Here is a 20,490-nt window from a genome sequence, read left to right as displayed (position 1 = left end):
GACCTGCTGCATCTCCGGCCATAGCGAAAGAGGCCGCCTGCTGGTACTGACAACTTTGTCCACAGTTTTGTCGGTGAAAACTCGAGCCTAAGCGCCAGCTGACCTGCTCAGTTGGAACTTAGCCTGGCGTGGAGGCCGTGAGAGGAGCCTCCACAGGAGCGTTCCCAATGGAGGAAGACAGGATACGAGCCAAAAGGTGAGGGCGTAGCGGCGCTGATCGAAGAGATGCCCCAGCAGGGGCATTAGGAGCCCGGTTGTCAGTGCCCAGGCCGAGATGGCAAAGCCGGCAAGAAATGCAGAATGCTCCTTCGGCAGCATGGCCATACCATCGGCGAGAGCGAAGACGACGAAGCCCCCTGCGACAAACATCTGCAGGAAGAAGAGCAACATGGTCAGAAAGACAGGCGAAGAGCTTCGCGCAGCTGCAGGAGCCAGCAGGATGAGGAAACCTGCGATGGAGAGCAGCAGGAAGACATCGCCGGGACGCCGTGAACGGCCCTGCTGGAGATCGTGTCTTTGCCTTCGATCGGCCAGTCTGCCGAAGACGAGATAGCCTGCCTCCCAGCCCGCCGGAGGAAGCCACAGCACATGACCGAGAGAGGCCTGGCCCAGATGAAGGACGCGGGTAAGGTACAACGGAGCAGCATAGAGTCCGAAGGCCAGCGGAGCGGCTCCGAGGCCATAGGCAGCGGCAGCAGCAAAGAGGTTGCGGCTCCAGCGCGATTCGCCGGAGATTGTCGTTTCCCGAGACCCGGAGGGTCGTGCAGCAGCAGGATCGTACCAGCCGGAGAATCGCAACACCACCCAGAGGATGATCCACAGGAAGCCAAGCAGAGCGGTAATACCAAAAGCAGCGCGCCATCCCCAGCGCAGAGCGACCGGAGTGATGAGCAACGGCGTCAGGGCCGCGCCGAGCGAGCTTCCGCTATAAGCGATACCTAACCCGAAGGCGCGCTTTTCCTCTGGTAATGTTTCGGTAACGGTCTTGAGTCCCGCCGGGAAGGTCGCGCCTTCGCCGAAGCCCAGCACCCCACGTGCGATGCACATGCCTGCAAAACCGAGCATGAGACCATGACTGCCCGAGGCAAACGACCAGATGGCGACGGCCGTAAGGGTGATGATCCACAGACCGGCGCGATCCATCCAAAGACCCCAGATGGGATTCGCTACCATGTAGCAGAGACTGAAGACCAGGATGGCGTAACCGTACTGCGTCGCTGAGAGATGCAACGATGTAAGGATCGTAGGGCTCAGAATGGCAAGCACACTGCGATCCACATAACTCAACAGGCCCAGCAGCGTCATCGACATTGCAGGAGCCCACTGCCGAAGCGCTGAGGTTCTGGATTCAGCCATCTTTGCCGAGGTCGTCACGGTTTCGTCTGGCTGGCGAGCCAGCGGCGCAGATTAGGTTCCTGTGCCGTGCGCAGGCGGATGCAGTCATTGATGTTGTCGAGAGCCTTGGCGAGCGTGCGCTCTGCGGCGTCCACTTTGTGGGCGTCGAAGAAATTCGCAACTTCATCGCGCTTCTCGACTGAACAAAAAGTCCCCGCTGCGGCCACGACGCGCGATCCGGAGTTAGTGGTGAACTGTGCGTGCACTCTATCCCAGTGCTCACGAATGTAGTTCCAGGTGGGCTCGCGTGTCTCGCGATCGGAGAGCAGAATCGCCATTGGGATCCAGCTGTCCTGGTTTCTTACCTGACCGGAGGTCACATAGTCCATGGTGCGCCGGACGAATGCAGGGTCGCTGAAAAGCGCCAGGGTTCGCAGAGCCTCCGACTGAAGGCCGGGATCGCTCCCGTCTTTGCTGGCAGCCAGCACCTTGTCGTAGAGAGCGGTATCACCTTGAGCAGCCGTAATCGCGATTGCCGAGACTGTCAGGATGGGATCGAGATCTTTATCCTTGCGGGCGCCTGGGCCATAGGCACGATCCGTCAGGTCTTTTGCCTGGGCGAGCACATCGGGATCTTTTGCGTCGCCAAGGATCTCCATCAACTCGGCGCGAAGCTGCTGTCGGGAGTACGATTCGCCCTGGACGGGGTGACCGAGCGAAGCATAGATAGAGCTGAACTCCCGGCGAAGGATGGCGTCAAGCTGCTCGCGGTCTTCATCGGTCGCGATGCGCGAGTGGATGGTCTTGACCTTGTCGAGCGCGCTCCCCATCACCAGGCCATTCTGATCTTTTCGAAGCGCCAGCACGAGATCCATGAAGTCCCCGGAGTCTCCCTGTCCGGAGCGCATCAGTGCCCAGCGGTCGCCGATGAGATCGATGCGTTCCTGCGGGTTGAGTGCGGACTCTACATTCGTCACGATGGCTTTGAACTGGGAAGCTGTATAGGCCGTCCGGTAGTAGCCCTTGGCTCCCGCATTTGCGTAGAAGAACGAAGCCGCTTTTTCCCGGGGCAACGAAATCGTTGTTTGATCTGGAGTGATTACGGTGCAATCGGGCTTGCTGCTGGTCTTCAAGCAGATGGGAAGCGTCCATCGTTGCGTTGAGTCTGCAGCAGTGCCTGAAAGGAAGAAGCGGCTCTGTGCTACCGAAACTCCCGATGCCGAAGCCTCTGAAAAGCTGAGCAGAGGCACTCCCGGCTGAGTTACGAAGCTCTCCATAATCCTGTCGACCGGCTTGTGCGAGGTTGATGTCTGGGCATTCCAGAAGTCTTCGGCCGTGGCGTTGGCATAGAGATGCGCAGCCAGGTAGTTGTGAACACCCTGCCGGAAGGTCTCCTCACCCAGGTAGTTTTCTACCATTCCCAACACAGCGCCCGCCTTACCGTAGGCAATACCGTCGAACATCTCGTTGATCTCGTCAGGAGTCTCCGCTTTCGCACGAATCGTGCGTGTGGTCTTCTGCGAATCGAGATTGAGCGTTGTATCCAGGTCGTGCGCGTCGTCTTGCGGGAAGTCCCATTCGGGCTTCCACTTCGCGACGGGCTTCGATTCCATCCAGCTAGCGAAGCCCTCGTTCAGCCAAATGTTGTCCCACCATTGCATCGTGACCATGTCGCCGAACCACTGGTGCGCCATCTCGTGTGCGACGACAATGGCTACGCGCTTCTTTGCCGGAATGGCGCCGTTCTTCTCATCCACCAGAAGATCGGTCTCGCGATAGGTGATGCAGCCAAAGTTCTCCATGGCCCCAGCCTCGAAGTCCGGCAGGGCAACCATGTCGAGTTTGGGCATCGGGTACTTGATCCCGAAGTATTTGTCGTAATAGGGCAGGATATACTCCGCCGACTCGAGTGCGAATTTCGTCAGCGCAACCTTGTCTGGGGTTGCGCAGGCGCGGATGGGAACGCCATCGGCCTTTCCACGCGTGCACTTGAAGTCACCAACGAGGAACGCTACCAGGTAAGTCGACATCTTCGGTGTAGTCGCAAATTTCACCGTATGCTTTCCAGCGATTGGGCCAGGCTTATCAGAGACGATCTGCGTATTTGAGATCGCGGTATCGCGCGAATCGATAACGAGTGTGATGTCGTAAGTCGCCTTCAAGGCAGGCTCATCGAAGCTGGGAAATGCCCGGCGCGCATCGGTGGGTTCGAACTGCGTTACGGCATAGTTGCGGGCTTTCGTCTTTGATAGATAGAAGCCGCGCAGCTTGTCGTTCAGAATTCCGGTATAGCTGATGGCGAGCGTGGCCTTGCCTGCTGGAAGCTCCTGCGGAAAGGTAAAGGTCGCCTGTTCTTTGCTACTGTCCTCTGAGATCGCGGCGGCCTGCGATCCAGCCTTCACCGAAAGAAACTTGATCTCTGCGGCATTCAGCGTGATGGTTCTGCCGGGATGATCGAGAACGAGATCGATGGTCTCTTCGCCCGTGAAGGTCGCCGCGTTCAGATCGGGCGTCAGCGTGATCGAGTAGTGCTCGGGATGCATGCCCAGAGGAAGACGTTGAGCCTCAAGGGAGGAGGAAGCAGCGAAGAGGACAATAGCCAGTGTGCACAGAGCACGACGAAGGAGGCGGTTCATATCCCTTTAAAGATACCGGAGCAGGGCTGGCGGGGCTGCGAAACCCGCACCAGACGTGAAGGATTCGACCGCTTTGTGGGACCAGCTGCAGCCCTAAGACTTGCCTAGTGATGCCGCTCGTTCGGAGACGCCGCCCGCCTCGGCCGCGCGTGCCTCGGCATAGGCAGCCGCACCCAGCAATGCGCAGGCCTCATCGAGAATAATGCGTACCGGAATGGACTGCAGCAGAGGCGACATACGGCCCTTATCCAGGAATGCCTGCATAAAGAAACCATTTTGCAGGGATTTCAGGCGTTTGGGAGCGATGCCGCCGCCAAGATAAGTCCCTCCAGCCGCCAGCACCTTAAGGGCGAGATTCCCGGCCTCTGCCCCGTAGGCCGAAGCGAAGGTCTTCATGGTTTCAAAGCAGATGGAGCTTGAGCCATCTTCCGCGCACTCGCCGATGACGACGTTCGGGTCTTCAGCGGCCATGCGGTCGCACAGCCACTTTGGCTCGTCGATCTTTTCTACATCGCGCAGGAAGCGATAGATATTCTGGATGCCCATGCCGGAGACGACGCGTTCGAAGCTGACTCGTCCCTTCAGGGTGCTGCGCAGGTATTCGAGCATCGCAATCTCACGATTAGAGCGCGCAGCGAAATCGCAGTGACCGCCTTCAGAAGGAATCGGGTTGTGTTTCTTGCCGTCCCAGATCAGCAGGGCTTCGCCGAGTCCGGTGCCAGCCGAAACGAGGCCGCGATGCCCCTCGGCGTTGGGATCTCCCTGGTGGAGGGTGTAAATCTTGTCAGGCGCAAGTTCCGGGATGCCGTAACCGTTGGCCTCGAGATCGTTGATAAGGAAGACGTGCCTGATGGAGAGCGAGCGTGACAGATCGCGCACATCGAGCACCCAGGGAAGATTCGTCAGCTTCAGCCGGCCGTCGCGCACCGGGCCGGGGCAACCGAAGCATGCCGCGAGGATCTCTTCGCGCCTGGTCGCGGACGTATCTTCATCGCCACTCAGGAATTCGTTAACGACCTCATCGAGCGAGGAGAATTGATGAGCCGGAAATTTCTTGTCGCGCAGCGGATGCAGTTGCCCGCCCGTAAAGTCATAGAGAGCGAGGTGGACCTTTGTGCCGCCGACATCACCAGCAAGGATCATCTATTTCAGCTCCAGGGTTCCGATTCCGTTCATCGGTTCTGGCAGCTTATCGGCTGCCGCAGCGTCCAGCAAGAGGGTCAGTTTCCCACTCGCCGGTCGAATGATCTGCGAAGGATAAGTGTCGGGCTGATACGGACCCTGCATCACCTCGTGCAGCACCTGCGCCTTGTCTGCGCCTTCGATCAAGAAGACGACTTCCCTCCCCTGGTTGATGACCGGCCACGTCAGCGTGATGCGCCACGTGTCCTTCTGGGGAACATGATTGGCGACGACAATGTGCATCATGTCGTCGATTGCATCTGTATGGGGGAACAACGAGGCGGTGTGACCGTCATCTCCCATCCCGAGCAGGACGAGGTCGAAGGTGGGTGTCTCTGCACCCTCCAGCCGGAAGCCGTTGCGAATGATCGCTTCGTACCGCGCTGCCGCCTCCTCGGGGTTCAATTCGCCTTCCATGCGATGAATTCTTTCAGCGGGAAGAGGAACCTTCGACAGCAGAGCCTCCTGTGTCATCCGGTAGTTGGACTCCGGATCATCGGGGGCAACGCAGCGCTCGTCCACCCAATAGAGGTCGAGCTTGTCCCACGGAATCTCTTTCACGAAGGGCTGTGCAGGGTCGGCAAGAAGAGCAAACATCGCCTTTGGTGTAGTGCCTCCGGAGATGGCAACGCGCGCGATGCCTCGTGACTTTGCAGCATCGACGACGGCCGAGGTGAAGAGCTCGGCGGCGGCCTTTGCAACCTCGGCCGGAGTAGAAGAGACGCGGTAGGTAACGACGACAGGTCGCGGCATAGTTCCTATTCGTTTTGATGCAATTGCATTTGAAGAGAAGTTTCTGTCCCGGCAGAGCCTTTACGGATGCGCCTGCCGGGACCGAGGACGCGATTACAGCTTACGCCACTTGCGTCCTTCGGATTCAAGCAGAGCATCGGCAGCGGACGGCCCCCAGGTTCCGGCGGCATAGTTCGGGAAGTCCTTCACCGGGGTCTCCGACCAAGCCTTCAAAATGGGAGTCATCAGGGCCCACGTAGCTTCCACACCATCGCGATGCGCGAACAATGTGCCATCACCCAGCATGGCGTCGAGCAGCAGGCGCTCGTAGCCATTGGCCGAAGACTTGCCAAAGGCGTCAGCGTAGCTGAAGTTCATCTGAACGGGGCTGATGTCCATGCTCGGCCCAGGCAGCTTGGCGCCGAAGCGCAACGAGATTCCCTCGTCGGGCTGAATGCGCATGGAGATCAGGTTCGGCTTGATGCCGCTCGAGTCGTGGCACTCACCACCCTTGAAGAGAAGCATCGGCGGCTGTTTGAACTGCACTGTAATCTCAGTGACTCGCTTTGGGAGACGCTTGCCCGCACGGATGTAGAAGGGAACGCCTGCCCAGCGCCAGTTCTCGATCTCGAGACGAAGAGCAGCATAGGTCTCAGTCTGCGAGCGCGGATGCACGCGATCCTCCTGGCGGTAGCCGGGAACCGCCTTTCCGTCGACGATGCCGGGGCCATACTGTCCGCGAACGGTGTCGGCGGGATGAATGGGTGTGATCGCCTTCCAGACCTTCACCTTCTCCGCGCGTACAGCGTCCGCCTGGAAAGAGACGGGGGGCTCCATCGCGACAAAGCTGAGCAGTTCCATCACGTGGTTCTGCACGACGTCGCGGAGCGCGCCTGCCTGCTCGTAGAACGGGCCGCGGCCTTCTATGCCGATCGACTCGGCAGCGGTGATCTCGACATGATCGATGTAGTTGCGGTTCCAGACGTTCTCGAAGATGCCATTGGCGAAGCGGAAGACCAGGATGTTCTGCACGGTCTCCTTGCCGAGATAATGATCGATGCGGAAGATCTGGTCTTCATTAAAAACCTTGTTGACCTCATCATTGAGCGCCTTTGCTGACTCAAGATCGTGACCGAAGGGCTTCTCGATGATGGTCCTGACCCAGGGAGCCTTGCCGTCCTTGCCTTCCTCCGGCTGCGCCATGCTGTGCTTGCCAAGAAAGTTGATGATGTCGGAGAAGTACTCGGGCGCCGTCGCCAGGTAGAAGAGGCGATTGCCGCGCGTTTTGTACTTGCTGTCCATCTCAGCCAGCTTCTTCTTCAGGCCTTCGTAGCCGCCATCGTCGTCGAAGTTCATTGCGTAGTACTGAATGCGGTCGACGAAGGGAGCCAGCTTGGGCTCGGCCTCTTCGACGCCACCGCCAGCGACGATGCCCTCTTTCATATCGGGCGCAAAGCTCTTTTCGAGTGGACGGCGCGCCACGCCTAGCACGGCGAAGTCCTCAGGAAGCAGGCCGCCCTGCTCCAGATGATAGAGCGCAGGCAGTAGCTTGCGCTTGGTAAGGTCGCCCGATGCGCCGAAGATGACGACGATGCATGGGTCCGGCGTGCGTTCGCTGTTGCGGGCTGCTGCCGCCTTGTCAGGACTTACTTGAACTTGTGTTGTTGCCATATCGATCTTCCTTAGACTCTTTTTCAGGGTTAAGCCTTCTTGACCTCGTGGCCGCCAAAGGCGCCGCGCATGATGGAGATCATGCGATCGGTAAAGTTGTTCTCCTCACGCGAGCGCAACCTGCGAATCAACGACTCTGTAATGACTGGCGCCGAGATGTTCAGGTCGATCGCCTCCATCACTGTCCAACGGCCCTCGCCGGAGTCCGGAACCCATGCCTCAAGGCCAGCCAACGTGGGATTCCTGTCAAGAGCATCTGCCGTCAGGTCCAGCAGCCACGACCGTACTACAGATCCCTTCTGCCAGACGTGTGCAATCTGGGTCAGGTCCAGTCCAAGCTCCTTTTTCGCCTTCATGATCGAGAAGCCTTCTGCATACGCCTGCATCAGGCCGTACTCAATACCATTGTGAACCATCTTGACGAAGTGTCCTGCCCCTGAGGGGCCGACGTGTCCCCAGCCCTCGGTGGGAGATGGAGCAAGCGTCTGGAAGATTGGGGTTAACCGCTCGACTGGAGCCTTATCGCCGCCGATCATCATGCTGTAGCCCTCCTGCAGGCCCCATACGCCTCCCGAGGTTCCGCAATCGACGTACTCAAAACCCTTCTTTGTCACCTCGGCATGGCGCCGCTGGGTGTCTTTGTAGTTCGAGTTCCCACCGTCGATGATGGTATCGCCTTTTTCAAGCAGAGGCTCCAGCTTTGCAATGGTCTGATCGACGGGATCGCCCGAGGGAACCATGATCCAGATGGCGCGCGGAGCGGAGAGATTCTTCACCAGATCTTCCAGAGAGTTCACACCCAGGGATCCAGTCTGCGTGAGCCTGGCAGTCGTTTCCTTGTTAAAGTCGAAGCCCACAACCTTATGTCCAGCCAGCCGGAGCCGCTCGGCCATATTGAATCCCATCTTGCCAAGGCCGATAAGTCCAAGTTCCATTCTTTACTTCCTTTCTCATTGAACGGCTGTGCCGTTCTCTATCGATGGCGCACGAGCGCCTTCCCAAATGCCGGATGCGATTAAGTTCCCTCCGGAAAATCAGCGCCCACGGTGACGGACTCCCAGGCCGCCATCTCCTTTTGCCATGCCTCCAGCTTCTGCCGCACACGCTTGAGGGCGCCGGCGCCCAGAAGCAGACGAAGCGGAGGATTGGGCGAGCCCACAACCTGGATCATCGCCTGTACGGCCTTCAGAGGATCGCCGGGCTGGCGTCCGTGCTGCTCTGCACGATACGCGCGAGCGTTGTCTGCAGTGTTACGGTAGTCGTCAATTCGCGTCTTCGCTTCCACGCCCGAACGGCCCAGAAAGTCCGTCCGGAACGGTCCAGGCTCGATGATCGTGACGCGAATTCCCAGCGGGGCAAGCTCCTGGGCGAGGGCCTCTGAGAGGCCTTCCACAGCGAACTTCGTGCTCTGATAGAGTCCCCATCCCGGCGATGCCGTCAGGCCTCCGATGGAGGAGAGGTTCAGAATATGTCCGGAACGCTGTTGGCGAAGCTGTGGAAGGAAAGCCCGGGTCACCCGAAGCAGACCGAAGACGTTGGTCGCATACATCGGCTCCAGCTCTGCATCCGAGACCTCTTCGACTGCTCCCGTGACGCCGTAACCGGCGTTATTCACCAGAACGTCGACCCGGCCAAAGCGCTTGAGAGTCGCAGCAACTGCGTCATTCGCCTGCTGCTGGTTGGTTACATCCAGCGGGAGAGCCAATGCATGGTCAGGATTTTTCTGCTGAAGATCGGCAACCTGCTCCACTTTGCGCGCCGTCGCGACCACTTTATCACCGGTATTCAAGACCTCTTCGGCGAGCAACCGGCCGAAGCCGGTCGAGCTTCCGGTGATAACCCAGATTCGCGGACTGCGTGTCTCCGACATTCCGTCTCCTCGCTGTTTCGAGTGATCTTTCATGAGAACGGGCAAGCGATTCGATGATCCAGGCCCCGCACTGCTCTTGGTGCTGGAGAGTCGCGAGATCAGCCGCGAAAGGGTTCCTCGTACTCTCCTTTTGGATGCTCTGCCGAGACGATCGGACGCGGAAGACATCCTCTGAAGCAAAGGGCGGGGAGTGTGATCTCCCCGCCCTCTTTGCTATTTCTTCACCAGTTGCTTTGCCTTCTCAACGACGTGGGCCACACTGATACCCAACTTCTCCATCGCGATGGGCCCTGGAGCAGAGGCGCCAAAGCGGTCCAGCCCGATGACTCCACCGTTGTGACCGACGTACTTGTACCAACCCATCGTCGAGCCTGCTTCTACTGCCAGCTTTGGAGTGTTCTCAGGGAAGATGGATGCCCTGTAAGCATCGTCCTGCTCTTCGAAGAGCTTAAAGCTGGGCATGGAAACTACCGTCGCGTTGATGCCGGCGGCCTTCAGTTCTTCCGCAGCCTTCAGGACGAGCGAAACCTCAGAGCCGGTACCGATCAGGATGATGTCCTTGCCGTCGCCCTGAAGCACATAAGCGCCCTTGCGCGCGCCCTCGAAGACCTTGTACTTCGCAAGATCGAGCACCGGAAGATCCTGGCGCGAGAGCGCCATAAAGCTGGCGCTCTTGCGCTCCAGCGCAAGCTGCCAGCAGGCTGCTGTCTCGTTCGCATCCGCCGGACGGAAGTCGGTCAGCTGCGGGATGAGGCGCAGAGACATGAGTTGCTCGACAGGTTGATGGGTGGGTCCATCCTCGCCCAGGCCGACGGAGTCGTGCGTGAAGATGAACAGCGAATGCGTGCTCATCAGCGCGCCGATGCGGATGGCATTGCGGGCATAGTCGGAGAAGGTGAAAAAGGTTGAACCGAAGGGAATCAGACCGCCATGAGCAGCCATTCCATTGACCATAGCGCACATGCCGAACTCACGAACGCCAAAGAAAACGTTGCGGCCCTTGGGATCGACATGGAAGTTCGGCGAGTCCTTGAAGATCGTCTTGGTCGAAGCGGTCAGATCGGCTGCTCCGCCGAAGAGTTCAGGCACAACGCTTTCAATTGCGTTCATTACGATCTGGCCGGCGTTGCGGGTCGCTACCTGCTTCTCCGTGCCGAAGGTGGGAATCTTCTTCTCCCATCCGGACTGAAGCTCGGCCTTGATAACACGCTCAAACTCGGCTGCCGGAGCAGGATAGGCCTTCTTGTAGGCCTCAAATCCCTTCTGCCATTCTTCGTGAACTTTCTTGCCGTTCTCCTTGGCCTGAAGCCAGTTCTTTGCGGCCTCTTCAGGAACGTAGAAGCTCTTGTCCTCGGGCCAGCCGAGGTTCTTCTTGGTTGCCTTCACAGCGTCTCCGCCGAGAGCCTCTCCGTGCACCTTGCTGGTGCCGGCCTTCGGGCTTCCGTAACCGATCACCGTCCGTACGCGGATCAGCGAGGGCTTGGTCGTCTCTGCCTGCGCCGCCTTGATGGCAGCTTCGAGAGCAACCAGATCGTTGCCATCATCGACCATCTGGACATGCCAGTGATAGGCGTGGAATCGCTCCGTGACGTTCTCGGTAAAGCTCAGCTCCGTGGGACCATCCAGCGAGATCAGGTTGTCGTCATACAGAACGATCAGCTTGCCCAGGTTCAGGGTTCCCGCAAGCGAAGCAACCTCGTGCGAGATGCCCTCCATCAGGTCGCCGTCGCCGCAGAGGACGTAGGTGTGGTGGTCGATCACGGCGTGCTCGTCGCGGTTGTAGACCGCACCAAGATGCTTCTCGGCGGTGGCGATACCGACTGCCATGGCCAGACCCTGACCGAGCGGGCCGGTAGTCACTTCAACACCAGGGGCTTCACCACGCTCCGGATGGCCCGGCGTATGCGATCCCCACTGGCGGAAAGACTCCAGCTGCTTCATCGGAAGGTCGTAGCCGCTAAGGTGCAGAACGCCATAGAGCAGGGCCGAAGCATGGCCGTTGGACAGAACGAAACGATCGCGATTGATCCAGAGCGGATCGGCCGGATCGTGCTTCATCAGCTTGTGATACAGCAGGTAAGCGATAGGAGCGCAGCCAAGTGGCGCGCCAGGATGGCCTGACTTTGCTTTTTCCACCGCATCGACGGCGAGAAAACGAAGCGCATTGATGGAGAGCTGGTCAAGCGCATTCTGCTGATCGGTCTGCTGTTCGCTCATACTTTATTCATCCTTTTCAGGGTTCCGGCGCTCGCATCTGCGGCGCTCGATTCGCATGTTTTTTCGATTTAAGGCATTCGCCTTATCCAGTGTACAGTCGCAGACGCCCTAACCGCATCCTTAGCCGACCGATCGGTCCGGAACGGGAAGGATCTCGATCTCAACATTCCGCCCCAACCATCGATCTCGTTCGCCTTCCTGTGGCCACACCTTGGTAAAAATAATCTTCCCTCGCTGGCTTGCAAGGGTGGGGATATCCACATACGCTGCCCACTGGCTCACCAACTTTGAGTTCGCCTCCTGAACGGTGGCCCAGTTATCGGTTGTATAGACAACCCGGAACCTCTCCGCATCCACAATTCTCAGGATTTGACCTGCCTGCACACTGTGAACCGGGCGTCCCGCGGAGTAGATCTGTCTGTGGTTTGTAAATGTCCTGCTTCCCTGAGCGACGGCATATCGCTCCGCGACGATGGGAATCTTGTCGAAAACCTCTCCATCGGCCAGCGAGCGCAGAAGCTTCAGGTACTCCGAGTGCGCCCACGCCAGAGGCTGCGCGGCACCTGCAGATCGGCCATGATACATGCCCTCTGCAGGGAGATCGGCTTCGTCCCAGATCTGTTCCGGCAACATGCCGCCTTTGGAGCTGAACTTCTCAATCGCGGTCGTCAGCTTGCTGCAGCTTCGCCCGGCGGCCAGTTCATAGTGCGCCCGCTCACCGGTCAGCAGAGGCCATGCGCGTCCCTGTCCCCATCCCTCATATGGGCCACCGTCCTTTCTCTGTCCGTAGCCGTCATGGTTGTAACGTCTCCAACAGGGGCCGAACGGCGTATCTTTTTTAATGACGTGATCGATCACTTTCAGTGAATCCACAATCAGCGGATCGTCCGGCCGGCGGATGCCATAACGCACCAGTTCGAGAAATCCTGCGTCGACCACCTCGCGCGCCTCGAAGACGTTCTTTTCGCCTGGACCACGATTGGCAATGCGGAAAGAGCCCACAGGTACGCTGTCGTCATGAAACGGCTCGCCAGGCTCAGGCGGTTGAATACGGACATAATGCCGTCTGATCTCCGGGTGCAGAACACCCTCATTGGTCGTGGTCCACTCGTCCAGATGCGCCTCAATCCAGTCTGCATATCCTTCCCAGAACGAAGCCAGCTCGAGCGAGCCATGCGCCCGTGCAATGTCGGCAGCACACAGAAGCCCGGCGATCACTGCCGCCAGGGTCGATGGAGAGTATCCCGCCGTCTCCTCCCAGCGCTCCTGCTGGGTGACTGGGACATATTTCACCAGGAAGGCCGCAGCCCGCTCCACGAAGGGGAATATCTGAAAGGTTCCCAGCTTCTCGCGTTTCCACAGACGCCATGCAAGCATGATGGGAAACGCTACTTCGTCCAGCTGAATTCCCTGCCAGTAGGGTGTGCCATCGATCCAGAAGTTCTGCGCAAAGCTACCGTCAGGCCGTTGCGTGCAGGCAAGATAGACCAGTGCCCTTAATGCTGTCTCCTCATGGTCACATGCCAGCAGCGCAGTCGCGGTCTGCACCATGTCGCGCGTCCATACCAGGTGGTAACCGCCCAGGTCATAGTCGCCTCTCGACGCTCCCCAGGGAATGGAAGCTGAAGCGATGAATGCTCCGGAGAACGTCTTGTCTTCGTGCGCCAGCAGAATATTGTGGCTGATCCTCGCCAGCTTTCCACCATCGGTCGCCTCCGCTGCTAACCGTTCGGGCGAAGATACACGACTCCATTGCAGCAGGAAGCGGGAAAGGTGATCGGTAAACGGAGTCGCTAGGCTCTGCATCATCCCGGCCAGTGCAGCATGATTCCCATCGCCAAACGACAGCGCGATCGTGAATTCGCGGTTGGATGCAATATCAACTTCTCCAGTCACGGCGATATTGCCATTGAGCGCCTCTCCGAACTGCCAGGTCATTCGCATATCGTCGAACAGATCCTGGTAGCCGTCACTTGCTCCCACGAAACCGCAGGAAGATCGCGTAAAGCCGCAATCGGCCCCCATCGCGAGTGAAGTGTTCTCCTTCCAGGCCACGAGACAGCGCTTGCCCGCAACATCCACACTCCGCGCTGAGTTCCCCGCTCCTCCGCCGTTCAGGTGCGGAGCCAGAAGCGCGTAGCACTTCATTCGTTTCAGGACCTCTTCCTCGCCCTCGATCTTGACGCGCATCAATACGGAGGAGAAGTGCGGGTTCGCAATCACGACCTTGGTCACACGATAACGCCCGCCCGCTTCGTGTCCCTTCATCCGCACTGCCAGCGCATCTCCGTCGATGTATTCAAACTCATACCGAAGGTCGCGCTTTTCTTCGTGGCAGAAGGTCTCGCCATCGCTGAACAGCAGTTCCATATCACGGGTCTGCGGACGGTCGATGGTGGGATAATAGATCTCGTTCAGGGTTCCGTGGGACATCGTGTACCAGACCCTGCTCGACGCGGAGTACGCCGTCCCGACAGCATCCTTTCTGCTCGATGTCCACCTTGGTTCCAGTCCAGGCGCGCCAAATGCCGCGCCGTCATCGTGCAGCCAGCGGTAGTTCTCAGAAAGTGCGCTCATGCGTGTTATTAGACCTCAAATCTTCTTCCATCGTTACAGGTTCGCTGTAAACGAACTGTCAAAGCTTCGATTGCGCTATGATGGCCGAGGTTACGAATATTTGATGTAGCGCTGTCTGTCCCTTGCATCGCACCCGGCATACAAGGCATCTGAACAACTGAGACCCGGCCCTTCGAGAATCGTGGCCGGCAAGAAACCCACAACTGACAGGAGAGACAAAAGTGGCTTACGAACTTCCCCCTCTGCCCTACGACTACGCCGCGCTGGAGCCCCACATCGACGAAGCTACGATGAAGCTGCATCACGACAAGCATCACCAGGCTTATGTCACCAATCTGAACGGCGCGGTCGAAAAGCACCCTGAACTGGGCAGCAAGACTCCCGAGGAGCTTCTCGAAAACCTCAGCGCTGTTCCGGAGGATGTGCGCAAAACTGTGCAGAACAACGGGGGCGGCCACGTCAATCACACCATGTTCTGGCAGATCATGAAAGCCAAGGGCGGCGGAGAGCCCACGGGCGCGATCGCGGACCAGATCAAGGCCGACTTTGGCGACTTCGAGTCATTCAAAAAGAAGTTCAACGAGAGCACGGCCAAGCAGTTCGGCTCCGGCTGGGGCTGGCTCGTATTCAAGGGTGGCAAGCTCGAGGTCGTCACCACGGCCAACCAGGACAACCCCCTCTCACAGGGCCTCTATCCCATCCTCGGCAACGACGTCTGGGAGCACGCTTACTACCTCAAGTACCAGAACAAGCGCCCCGACTATCTCATTGCGTGGTGGAACACCGTTAACTGGGACGAGGTTAACAAGCGTTTCGCCGCCGCAAAGAACTATAAGAAGTAATCGCGCTGTTCAGGTATAGAAAAGAGGCTGCCATTCGCAGCCTCTTTCTCTTTGCCTTCGCCTTTCTCGCAAAAGTCTGAACCGGAATCGCTGATTCGGCGTACCTTAGGGCACACGCAATTCGAACTCGTGCCGAACAGGAGACACCATGCAGTCAATTCTCCCGGACCTTCGCTACGGATGGCGGCAGTTGCGAAAATCGCCCGGCTTCGCCATCACCGCAGTCCTGACCCTTGCCTTAGGCATCGGAGCCACCACTGCCCTGTTCAGCATCGTCGATGGCGTCCTGCTCAAACCTCTTGCTTATCGGGATAGCGGCAGGTTGGTAGCGGTCTGGGAGCGGGTTCGGTTTCTGGAAAAGTTCTTCCCATATACCGGGCCGAATCCTCGACATGCCGAGATATGGAAAAGACACGCTAGATCCTTCAGCGACATGAGCATGCTGCAAGCCAACTCCGTCGGGGTAAGTCGTGGAGAAGCCGATCATCCCTCGCTGATCGGCAGGGTCGTCGCACAACCTAACCTTCTCGATCTCCTCGGAGTGCAACCATTCATCGGCCGGAACTTCCTTCCCGAAGAGGCAACGGACGGTCATCAACATGTCGTCATCCTGACCTGGCGGCTATGGCAGAATATCTTTCACGGCGACCGCGATGCCGTCGGAAAGACCATCCTTCTAGCAGGTTCCCCCTACCACGTCGTGGGAGTTCTTCCACGCGAGTTTTACTTTCCCAAAGCGAACGAGTTGACGTCATCTCCAATCGCCCGGCAGCTACCTGAAATCGAGCTGATCTCTCCTCTTGTGATCGATCCCAGCAGAAACTACGGGTGGATGAGCGACTTTGGCAACTATGTTGTCCTTGGTCGCCTCAAGCCGGGGGTATCCGTCGTGCAGGCACAGCAGGAACTGAATTTGCTTGCTGAAGATATCCTGCGGCAGGTCCCTCCAAGCCAACTCGACGACCCTGCCAAATTTGCCTTGTCTGCCTACGTGCAGCCGATGAAGGAGGCCATCGTGGGCAAAACGGCTTCCCGCCTGTGGCTCCTTTTTGCTGCCGTTGCCAGCGTTTTGCTGATCGCATGCGTCAATTTAGCCAATGCACAGCTCGCACGCTTCGCCGCTCACGATCGTGAGGCAGCGGTCCGCTGCGCTCTGGGAGCTTCCTCTTCCCGGCTGCTGCAAAACGCGCTGGCGGAAATTGCACTGCTCTCCTGCGCTGGAGGTCTGTTCGGCATTGCTCTTGCCTTCGTCGCAGTCCGTTGGTTTGCGCGGTATGCGCAGCTTGCAATTCCGCGCATGGGAACTGTCTCCATCAACTTCGGTGTCCTAGTGCTCTCCATCACGCTGACCGTGGGCGCGGCATTCATCTTTGGCTTGCTTCCTGCACTACGCCTTCTTCGCATACGTCCACAACAGGTCCTGCAGAACACCAGCCGCACGGGCGGTCCGCGATGGAGCAATACCCTCCGCCGATGGCTTGTGGGAACACAGGTCTTCTTCTGCGTCACCCTGCTGCTGATCGCAGGTCTGTTCGCAAAGAGCCTTATCCGTCTCACCAGCTTCGACAAAGGCTTCTCTACCGATCATGTCGTCGCCGCCGACGTCTTTCTACAGGGCAAAACATTCGACGATGCCTCACGTGCCAGCTTTGATGATGGCGTCCTCACGAAGTTACGTTCTCTCCCAGGAGTGCAATCCGCAGCCCTGACCAGCGCGATGCTGCTGGAAGGCGAAACCTGGATCGACGGCGTTACACCTACGGACCAGGCTGACCGAAGTCATGCGCTGGCCAACTATCGGTGGATCAGTCCGGACTACTTCGTCACCCTGCAGCAACGAATCCTCGCGGGCCGCACCCTGAACGAACATGACCGTGGCACCAGAAACGCTGTCATCTCCGAAGCAACCGCTCGCGCCGTCTGGCCGGGGCGTGATGCTGTGGGCCGGCAATTTAAACGCAATGGAAACCTCTCCACCGTCGTGGGAGTCGTGGCCGACGCACACAACAACTCTCTTCGCGAAGCTCCGGTCAACATGGTTTATCTTCCGTACTGGGAGAATCCTCCACGAGCGACTTACCTGCTTGTACGCGGCTCGCAGAATTCCGCATCTCTGATGGAGTCGGTGCGCACCACCATCTGGAACTACAATCCAGACGTCACAATCGCTCGGGTACACACGCTGACCTCGCAGGTGGACGACTCACTTGCCCCGGAGCATCTTGAAACCGCTATCCTCATCGCCTTCGGAAGCGCAGCACTGCTGCTCGCCCTCCTTGGCATCTACGGAACTCTGAGCTATGCGGTCCAGACACGCACGCAGGAGGTTGGAATCCGCATGGCCCTGGGAGCATCCCGGCGCGACATCTACGTGATGATGATGAGGACCGTCATGCCCGCAGTCCTCACCGGCCTTGCCCTGGGTTGGGCCGCGAGCCTCGGCGCAGGAAAGAGCCTTGCAACTCTCCTCTACGATACGAAGGCAGGCGATCCAGTGGTGATCTTCTCGGTGCTTCTTCTATTCCTCTTCGCATCCATCGCAGCATCGTTTCTTCCTTCGTGGAAGGCTGCAAAGATCGAGCCCATGGAAGCGCTGCGCGCCGAATAAGCTTCTACTGCAGGCTCTTCGGCTCGGGCGCGATCGCTACCCCGACAAAGGAATCCGCACAGCCGTAGTAGAGAGACAACTGGTGCCGGAACAGCACTAGCCCCTCGGCGAAGGTAGTTCCCGCAGCGTACTGGCCCGATCTCTCAAACGCCTCTTCCGGACGGAAGACGGGCTGATCGACGCGCGCCTTCAGCTTCGTCGGATCGTCCGCTGCGAACAGCGCCTCGCCCACCGAATACATTCCAGGCGCCAGAGAAGAATCGCCGCTGCCCTTCTCTGCATTTTTTGCGTTGTAGATCACCACAATCCCGTTCTCCGTCAGTAGCGGAGGAGGTCCGCTCTCCGGGAACGCGCTGTCAAACTTCCCTGGCCTATCTTTCAACAATTCGACTGGCTTGCCGCTCGCGTCTTCCACCGGCGTCCAGTGAATCAGATCCGTCGAGGTCGCTAGACGAATCTGGATCTCGCCCCAGTACATCCAGTATTTGCCTTTGATCTTTGCCGCAATTAATCGGTCTCCGACGCGCTTCGTCACGATTGCCGCAGACTTGTACTTCAGGGCTCCATACTTGCCCTCAGACCCGAACGCCTTGCCGTGCTTGGTCCACGTGCGCAGGTCCTTTGACGTCGCAATACCGACGGAATAAACGCCGCGCGAGCGCGCCCACTGCGTGTAAGTCAGCACGTACGTACCGTTCTCGCGCTCGACAATTCTCGGGTCTTCCACTCCTCCCGGCACCTCATTCTGCTGCTGGCTATCATGATCTGGGTAAAATACCGGCTCCGGCAGGCGCTTGAAGTGAATCCCATCCTCGCTCTCGGCCAGCCCGAGGCGGGAGGTGTGTTCGCCGATCACCATCGCTCCCGTGTCATCTTCCGCGCGATACAGGACATAGATCTTGCCGTCCTTCACGATCGCGGCTGGGTTGAAGGTATGCAGCGCCTCCCAGTGCACCAGCTTTCCCGAGATGGGATCGGTAAAGGTCGACTCGAGGCGCGGACGGATCACCGGCGCATTTACTGGCCGCGTAAATGGGCCTATCTGCCAATCATTTCCCGGCGCATGAGATGCGGTCTGTGCGATAGAGCTGCCTGGAATGACAGCACACGAAAGAATGAATGCAATCCCAGCGGCACGCAGCATCGCTTTCCGTTTCTCCGATACAAAGTCTCTTGTTTCACCAGCGGAGATCGATTCTACAGATACCCGAGCGTATTTCCGAGGACGCCGCGAAATTCGATTCGCTCTCGAAGACCGATCCCTGTTCGGTGGAGCGTCTCGAGCGTGACCCGATGCACTAAAGAATTCTGTCAATAAAGCGATCCATTGCCCATACTGGAAAGAAACTTACAAACAGCCGTGAGAGGTCACGATGTTCTATAACCGCTTCGCAAATCGCCGTCAGATGATGAAGTCCACTATGGCGCTCTTCGCCGCAGGCCTGCTTGGTAAGGGAGTGCCCAAAGTCGAGGCGCAGAACTCGATTCAGAACGTCAACAAGCACTCCAGCCCTTCGACACTCAAGATCACGGACCTGCGCTACACCGTCGTGAAGAAACCCGGCCCAAGCCCCTGCCCCATTATCCGTATCGACACCAACCAGGGCGTCTATGGACTTGGCGAGGTGCGAGACGTCGCCAACTACCAGTACGCTATGGTGCTCAAGTCCCGCATCCTCGGCGAAAATCCCCTCAACGTCGACTATCTCTTTGAAAAAATCGCACAGTTCGGCGGTGTTGCGCGGCAGGCCGGCGGAGTTGCCGCCATCGAGATGGCCCTCTGGGACATCACCGGAAAGGTTTACGGCGCACCCGTATACCAGATGCTCGGCGGCAAGTGGCGCGACAAGATTCGCATCTACGCTGACACCCCCGAGGCCGACTCTCCGCAGGCCTTCGCCGCCAAGGCCAAAGGCCGCAAAGACATGGGCCTCACCTGGATCAAGGTCGACATCGGTACAGACGTCCTCAAAGGCCGCCCCGGCACCCTTGTCGAGCCCGCCGACCAGCACACCAACGAGTACGACAAGCGCCTGCCCCACATGTTCACCGGCAACGAGCTTACCGACAAAGGCATCGACGTCTACTGCGAGTACGTCTCCGCCATCCGCGAAGCCATCGGCTACGACATGCCGCTGTCGACAGACCACCTTGGCCACATCGGCGTCAACTCCGTCATCCGCCTCGGCCGCGCCTACGAGAAGTTCAACCTCGAGTGGATGGAAGACGTTATCCCCTGGTGGTACACCGACCTGCTCAAGCAGATCACCGACTCCACCACCACTCCCACGATTACCGGCGAGGACATCTACGAGATCGATGATTTCGAAAAGCTCTGCAGCACACACGCCGTCGACAAGATCCACCCCGACCTCGCCACCTCAGGCGGCATCCTGCGCACGCACAAGATAGGTGACATGGCCTACAAGTATGGCGTGCCCATGGCCATGCACTTCGCCGGAACTCCCATCTCCTGCATGGCCAACGTGCACTGCGCAGCAGCCACCAGAAACTTCCTCGCACTCGAGAACCACTCGCTCGACGTCCCGTGGTGGCAGGACCTGGTCAATGAAGTCGACAAACCGATCATCAAGAACGGCTACATCCCCGTACCCGATACACCGGGCCTCGGCGTAACGCTCAACGACGAGGTCGTCAAACAACACCTGGCCCCCGGTGTAGGGTATTTTGAACCGACGCCGATGTGGGATGAGAAACAATCCTTCGACGACCAGACATTCAGCTGAGGCGCTCTTCCCCCGGATGGAATTGAGCTGTGGGCAAATCCACAGATTTTGTGGCAGCGGTTTCGCCATCGTG

At 58.5% G+C, this 20,490-nt stretch carries 13 protein-coding genes; 3 read left to right on the top strand and 10 right to left on the bottom strand.

Going from position 1 to position 20,490, the window contains the following annotated elements:
- Positions 1 to 87: 87 nt before the first annotated feature.
- The 9 genes from GWR55_RS18015 to GWR55_RS17975 all read right to left on the bottom strand — a co-directional run bounded on the left by GWR55_RS18015 (position 88) and on the right by GWR55_RS17975 (position 14,220).
- Positions 88 to 1,356, bottom strand: a complete 1,269-nt coding sequence (locus GWR55_RS18015) for an MFS transporter (RefSeq protein ID WP_162403489.1) — start codon at positions 1,354 to 1,356, stop codon at positions 88 to 90.
- Between the two features lie 14 nt (positions 1,357 to 1,370).
- Entirely contained in the window at positions 1,371 to 3,971 is a 2,601-nt protein-coding gene (locus tag GWR55_RS18010; protein WP_162403488.1) for a M1 family metallopeptidase, read from the bottom strand.
- Between the two features lie 93 nt (positions 3,972 to 4,064).
- Entirely contained in the window at positions 4,065 to 5,114 is a 1,050-nt protein-coding gene (glk, locus tag GWR55_RS18005) for a glucokinase (RefSeq protein WP_162403487.1), read from the bottom strand.
- Positions 5,115 to 5,906, bottom strand: coding sequence for a 6-phosphogluconolactonase (pgl, locus tag GWR55_RS18000; RefSeq protein WP_162403486.1), 792 nt, complete (start codon positions 5,904 to 5,906; stop codon positions 5,115 to 5,117).
- A 93-nt stretch (positions 5,907 to 5,999) separates the two neighbouring features.
- Complete coding sequence (zwf, locus tag GWR55_RS17995) at positions 6,000 to 7,556, bottom strand: glucose-6-phosphate dehydrogenase (protein WP_162403485.1); 1,557 nt, start codon at positions 7,554 to 7,556, stop codon at positions 6,000 to 6,002.
- Positions 7,557 to 7,585: 29 nt separating this feature from the next.
- On the bottom strand, positions 7,586 to 8,491 hold the full coding sequence (gene gnd, locus GWR55_RS17990) for a phosphogluconate dehydrogenase (NAD(+)-dependent, decarboxylating) (RefSeq protein ID WP_162403484.1): 906 nt from the start codon (positions 8,489 to 8,491) through the stop codon (positions 7,586 to 7,588).
- 80 nt (positions 8,492 to 8,571) lie between these two features.
- The gene (locus tag GWR55_RS17985) at positions 8,572 to 9,426 is read right to left on the bottom strand and encodes an oxidoreductase (RefSeq protein WP_162403483.1); all 855 of its coding nucleotides are present in this window, start codon (positions 9,424 to 9,426) and stop codon (positions 8,572 to 8,574) included.
- Between the two features lie 213 nt (positions 9,427 to 9,639).
- Positions 9,640 to 11,643, bottom strand: a complete 2,004-nt coding sequence (gene tkt, locus GWR55_RS17980; RefSeq protein ID WP_162403482.1) for a transketolase — start codon at positions 11,641 to 11,643, stop codon at positions 9,640 to 9,642.
- A 120-nt stretch (positions 11,644 to 11,763) separates the two neighbouring features.
- Positions 11,764 to 14,220: a glycoside hydrolase family 15 protein gene (locus GWR55_RS17975; protein ID WP_162403481.1), complete on the bottom strand. Its 2,457-nt coding sequence runs from the start codon at positions 14,218 to 14,220 to the stop codon at positions 11,764 to 11,766.
- A 221-nt stretch (positions 14,221 to 14,441) separates the two neighbouring features.
- On the opposite strand from GWR55_RS17975, the gene GWR55_RS17970 reads away from it, so the two are divergent.
- Both GWR55_RS17970 and GWR55_RS17965 read left to right on the top strand, forming a co-directional pair.
- Positions 14,442 to 15,062, top strand: coding sequence for a superoxide dismutase (locus tag GWR55_RS17970; RefSeq protein WP_162403480.1), 621 nt, complete (start codon positions 14,442 to 14,444; stop codon positions 15,060 to 15,062).
- A 148-nt stretch (positions 15,063 to 15,210) separates the two neighbouring features.
- On the top strand, positions 15,211 to 17,670 hold the full coding sequence (locus tag GWR55_RS17965) for an ABC transporter permease (protein WP_162403479.1): 2,460 nt from the start codon (positions 15,211 to 15,213) through the stop codon (positions 17,668 to 17,670).
- Positions 17,671 to 17,674: 4 nt separating this feature from the next.
- Here the strand turns inward: GWR55_RS17965 and GWR55_RS17960 are convergent, their stop codons facing one another.
- Entirely contained in the window at positions 17,675 to 18,814 is a 1,140-nt protein-coding gene (locus GWR55_RS17960; protein WP_162403478.1) for a glycoside hydrolase family 130 protein, read from the bottom strand.
- A gap of 229 nt (positions 18,815 to 19,043) precedes the next feature.
- Here GWR55_RS17960 and GWR55_RS17955 point away from each other — a divergent pair, with 229 nt between their 5' ends.
- The gene (locus tag GWR55_RS17955; RefSeq protein WP_162403477.1) at positions 19,044 to 20,417 is read left to right on the top strand and encodes a mandelate racemase/muconate lactonizing enzyme family protein; all 1,374 of its coding nucleotides are present in this window, start codon (positions 19,044 to 19,046) and stop codon (positions 20,415 to 20,417) included.
- Positions 20,418 to 20,490 lie beyond the last annotated feature (73 nt).

It is taken from the genome of Edaphobacter sp. 12200R-103 (assembly GCF_010093025.1).
Taxonomy (GTDB): domain Bacteria; phylum Acidobacteriota; class Terriglobia; order Terriglobales; family Acidobacteriaceae; genus Edaphobacter.
Note: the sequence above shows the minus strand (reverse complement) of the source record. Positions and strands in the feature narration are given on the sequence as shown.